The sequence below is a fragment of the Ilumatobacter nonamiensis YM16-303 genome, from assembly GCF_000350145.1.
In the GTDB taxonomy this organism is placed as follows: domain Bacteria; phylum Actinomycetota; class Acidimicrobiia; order Acidimicrobiales; family Ilumatobacteraceae; genus Ilumatobacter_A; species Ilumatobacter_A nonamiensis.
Genome location: NZ_BAOL01000293.1, coordinates 1 through 3,902, shown reverse-complemented (window position 1 = coordinate 3,902; position 3,902 = coordinate 1). Strand labels below are relative to the sequence as shown.

Below are 3,902 nucleotides of genomic sequence, written 5' to 3'. Positions count from 1 at the left end.
AGGCCCAGCGTCTCGGGCGTCTTCGGCAGGTGGACCGTCAGGAAGTCGGACTCGGCGACGAGCTGATCGAGATCGAGCAACTCGACGCCCATCTGACGGGCGCGGTCCTCGGACACGAACGGATCGTACGCCACGAGCCTCATCCCGAAGCCCTTCGCCCGGTCGGCGACGAGCTTGCCGATGCGGCCGAGACCGACGACGCCGAGGGTCTTGTCGACGAGTTCGACGCCTTCCCACTTGCTGCGTTCCCAGCGGCCCTCCACCAGTGCGGCATGCGCCTGGGGCACATTGCGGGCGGAGGCGAGCAGCAGCGCCATCGTGTGCTCGGCGGCCGACACGATGTTCGACTGCGGAGCGTTGACGACCATGACACCCTGCGCGGTTGCAGCGGTCACGTCGACGTTGTCGAGTCCAATTCCGGCGCGACCCACGACCATGAGCTCGGTCGCTGCGGCGAGCACTTCGGCGGTCACCTGCGTCGCGGATCGGATGATCAGAGCGGAGGCGCCCGGCACCACGGACAGCAGTTCCTCGGGGGACAGCCCGACCTGCGTGTCGACGTCGTGTCCCGCTTCGCGGAGGCGGTCGAGGCCACCTTCCGCGATCTCTTCCGTGACCAGGATTCGTGCCATGCTCACTGCCTATCGGCTCGACGGCCGCGCTCCGCACCGATTGAACGATCCGTCAAGTGCCGCGCGCCACCGGCGTACATTGCATCCGTGGACGACGGCGACCGAATCGACCCCGATGCGGCCCGCTCCTCCGCCGAGGTCTCCGGCGTCCTCGACGACATCGAAGCGTGGTTCGTCGAGCGTGGGCTGCCGCACTTCGTCGAGCGGTCGACCGATGGGTCGGTCCTCGACGCGTGGACACGGGCGCTCCCGATCCTCGTTGGCGCCTACCTCCTGCTCGGGTTCAACGCGCTCGATCTCGCGAATTGGACGCTCGCTCAGAACCTGGGTGCCGCGGCCGTCGTCATCGTGGTCCTGATCGCCGTGTGGGCGTTGTCCAATCGGCTCCGCCACGTTCCCACCTTCGACCGACCGACCGACATCGACGCACCGGAACTCGCACTCTTCGTGATCGGACCGGCACTTCCGGGGCTGCTGTTCGGTCAGCCGGGCGACGCGCTCCAGAGCGTCATCACCGCACTCGTCCTGCTCGCGCTGATCTACCTCTGGTCGTCGTACGGCATCGGCCCGCTGCTCCGTTGGGGTGCCCGCCGCGGCAGCCGACAGATCGCGAGCCTCGGCTCACTCGTCGCACGGGCGCTGCCGCTCCTGCTGCTGTTCAACACCTTCCTGTTCATCAATGCCGAGGTCTGGGAGATGGCCGGCACCCTCGACGGGCCCGCGTACTTCATCGTGATCTTCACGTTCGTCGCGCTCGGCGCGGCGTTCGCGCTCAGTCGTGTCCCGGGGACGATTCGCAGCGTCAACGAGTTCGACCGTTGGGACGACGTCGACCAGTACCTCGCCGGTACCCCGGCCGAACCATTGGCGCCGATGCTGCCCGATGGCACCGCCCGCGCCCGATTCAGTGCGCTGCGACTCCGGCAGCGTCTCAACATCGGGCTGCTGGTCGTGTTCGGCCAGGCACTCCAGATCACGCTCGTCACGGCGGCACTCACCGGGTTCTTCATCGGGTTCGGCTTCCTCGGGATCACCGAGTCGACCGCGCTCGGGTGGACGCAGCTCGATGACATCGACGTGCTGTGGACCACGACGCTCGGCGACCGCCAACTGGTCCTGAGCGAACCACTCGTCCGGGTCTCGGTGTTCCTCGGAGCGTTCTCCGGGATGTACTTCACCGTCGTTCTGACGACGGACGACACGTACCGGTCGGAGTTCGCCGACGAGGTCGGACCCGAGATTCGCGAGGCGCTCGCGGTTCGCACCGCCTACCGTGTCGCGCGTGGCACCGAGGACGCAACCGAGCTGACATGAGCACGATCGACATCAACGCCGACGACGATCCGCGCTCACCGACCGATCCACCCGACAACGTCGAGATCCGCACGTTGCACACCGCCGACGAGATGGTCGACGTGTGCGCCGTGTTCCAGCAGGTGTGGGGATCGCTGACCGAACTGATCACCATCGAGATCCTGATGGCGGTCGCCCACTCGGGTGGCTACGTCAGCGCGGCCTACGAGAAGCGTGGTGACGAGGAGCGGATGCTCGGCGCGTCGGTGGGGATCCTCGCCCGCCATCAAGAGCGTCCGGCGTTGCACAGCCACATCACCGGCCTGCTCCCGGGCGCCCGTCGCACGGGTCTCGGCCGCGCGATGAAGCTGCACCAGCGCGAGTGGGCGGAGCGCCACGACATCGATTGGATCGTCTGGACGTTCGATCCGCTCGTGCGCCGGAACGCCCGCTTCAACATCGAGGTGCTCCGTGCCGAAGTCCACGAATACCTCCCGTCGTTCTACGGAACGATGACCGACTCGATCAATGCGGGCGACGAATCCGACCGCCTGCTGATGGCGTGGCCGGTGATCGACGGCGGGCGGGTCGCGATCGACGATTCCCGCGACCACACACTGGTTCCCACACCGGAGGACATCATCACCCTCCGCCGGACCGATCCGGCGGAGGTCGCACGGTGGCGCACCGACACTCGTGATGCGTTGCAGAGCGCGCTCGACCGCGGCGACCGGGTCGTCGGATTCAGCGATGCCGGTGAGTACGTGATCGAATCCCGCTCATGACCACGATGAATGCCTCCGCTCTCGAACCGGTGAGTCTCGAACGTGTCGAGTTGCGCCGGATCGCGATGCCGCTGGTCTCCCCGTTCCGCACCAGTTTCGGTGTCGAGTCCGACCGCGACATCCTGATCGTGCGTGTCGTCGGTGCTGCCGACGACGGCTCGTTGGACGGGTGGGGCGAGTGCGTCGCGCTCGCGGAACCGACCTACTCCGCCGAGTACGTCGACGGGGCCCAGCACGTGATGGAAGGGCACCTGCTCCCCCGCCTCGCCGAAGCGGCTCCCGCCGGGATCGACGCCGCCGACGTGGGACGAATCCTGGCTCCGGTCCACGGTCATCCGATGGCGAAGGGAGCGATCGAGGCCGCCATCCTCGACGCCCAGCTGCGCGCCGCCGGCGTGTCGTTCGCCGACCTGCTCGGCACCGCAACCGACGCCGACGGTGAGCCGAGCCGCATCCCGAGCGGGGTGAGCGTCGGGATCCACGACTCGGTCGACGAGCTCCTCGCCACCGTGCAGGGCTATCTGGACGACGGATACGTCCGGATCAAGTTGAAGATCGAGCCGGGTTCCGACATCGAACACGTCGCTGCGGTCCGCGATCTGATCGGGCCCGACGTGCCGCTCCAGGTCGATGCGAACACGGCCTACCGACGCACCGACGGCGAACACCTCGCGCAGCTCGACCAGTTCGACATGCTGTTGATCGAACAGCCGCTGGCCGAGGAGGACATCATCGGCCACGCCCGCCTCGCCGACGAAGTGGAGACACCGATCTGCCTCGACGAGTCACTCGTGTCGGCGGAAGGAACCGCCGACGCCATCGACCTGGGCGCCTGTGAGATCGCGAACATCAAACCGGGACGCGTGGGCGGCTATCTCGAAGCGATCCGCATCCACGACCTGTGCCTCGCCCGGGAGGTGCCGGTCTGGTGTGGCGGAATGGTCGAGACCGGGATCGGTCGCGCCGCCAACGCTGCGCTCGCCGCGCTCCCCGGTTTCACCTTGCCCGGCGACATCAGCGCGTCGACCCGGTTCTACGCCCGGGACATCGTGACCGATCCGATCACCGTCGTCGACGGCCATGTGACCGTCCCGACCGCATCGGGCATGGGCTTCGACATCGACCGCGAGTTCCTCGACTCCGTCACCACCTCCACCACCACGATCTCGTGAACAGTTCGCGCACGGAGCGC

General features: G+C 67.5%; 4 protein-coding genes. 3 read left to right on the top strand and 1 reads right to left on the bottom strand.

From position 1 onward, the window contains the following. Nucleotides 1–632: hydroxyacid dehydrogenase (locus tag ON45_RS19895; protein WP_040496414.1), on the bottom strand; the 632-nt coding region annotated here is incomplete at its 3' end. Between the two features lie 87 nt (nt 633–719). Here ON45_RS19895 and ON45_RS19890 point away from each other — a divergent pair. From ON45_RS19890 to menC, 3 genes are read left to right on the top strand one after another with little or no spacing between them, the layout of a single operon-like run. After that, complete coding sequence (locus ON45_RS19890; protein ID WP_040496412.1) at nt 720–1,946, top strand: hypothetical protein; 1,227 nt, start codon at nt 720–722, stop codon at nt 1,944–1,946. Continuing rightward, nucleotides 1,943–2,710, top strand: coding sequence for a hypothetical protein (locus tag ON45_RS19885; protein WP_051063474.1), 768 nt, complete (start codon nt 1,943–1,945; stop codon nt 2,708–2,710). Before ON45_RS19890 ends, ON45_RS19885 begins: the two co-directional genes overlap by 4 nt. A gap of 29 nt (nt 2,711–2,739) precedes the next feature. Next, entirely contained in the window at nt 2,740–3,882 is a 1,143-nt protein-coding gene (menC, locus tag ON45_RS19880; RefSeq protein ID WP_040496416.1) for an o-succinylbenzoate synthase, read from the top strand. Nucleotides 3,883–3,902 lie beyond the last annotated feature (20 nt).

Excerpts from the sequence above, each read along its gene's own strand:
- ON45_RS19885 (WP_051063474.1), top strand. The coding sequence starts at position 1,943 with ATGAGCACGATCGACATCAACGCCGACGACGATCCGCGCTCACCGACC.